This window comes from Streptomyces dysideae, from assembly GCF_001514305.1.
Taxonomy (GTDB): Bacteria; Actinomycetota; Actinomycetes; order Streptomycetales; family Streptomycetaceae; genus Streptomyces; species Streptomyces dysideae.
Genome location: NZ_KQ949214.1, coordinates 1 through 736 on the forward strand (window position 1 = coordinate 1; position 736 = coordinate 736).

Genomic DNA, 736 nt, shown 5'->3' on the forward strand with positions numbered 1-736 from the left:
ACCTGAAGGTCTTCCCCAGCCAGGTCACCTGCGTGCTCGGCGACAACGGCGCGGGCAAGTCCACCCTCATCAAGATCATCTCCGGGCTGCACCAGCACACCGAGGGCGAGTTCCTCGTCGACGGCCGGCCGGTACGGTTCACCACCCCGCGTGACGCCCTCGACAAGGGCATCGCCACCGTCTACCAGGACCTCGCCGTGGTCCCGCTGATGCCGGTGTGGCGCAACTTCTTCCTCGGCTCCGAGCTGACCAAGGGCCCCTGGCCGCTGCGCCGCCTCGACATCGAGAAGATGAAGAAGACCGCGGACGAGGAACTCCGCAACATGGGCATCGTCCTGGACAACCTGGAACAGCCCATCGGCACCCTCTCCGGCGGCCAGCGCCAGTGTGTGGCCATCGCCCGCGCCGTCCACTTCGGCGCCCGCGTCCTGATCCTGGACGAGCCCACCGCCGCCCTCGGCGTCAAACAGTCGGGCGTGGTCCTGAAGTACATCGCCGCCGCCCGCGACCGCGGCCTCGGCGTCATCTTCATCACCCACAACCCCCACCACGCCTACATGGTCGGCGACCACTTCAGCGTCCTGCGCCTCGGCACCATGGAGCTCAACGCCTCCCGTGACGAGGTCAGCCTGGAAGAGCTGACCAACCACATGGCCGGCGGCACCGAACTCGCCGCGCTCAAGCACGAGCTGGCCCAGGTCCGCGGCGTCGACGTCGAGGAACTCCCGGAAGAGGA

At 68.1% G+C, this 736-nt stretch carries 1 protein-coding gene; it reads left to right on the forward strand.

Annotation, left to right across the window (positions count from 1 at the left end):
- A partial coding sequence (locus AQJ91_RS48460) for an ATP-binding cassette domain-containing protein (protein ID WP_067036863.1) occupies window positions 1-736 on the forward strand: 736 nt, incomplete at both ends.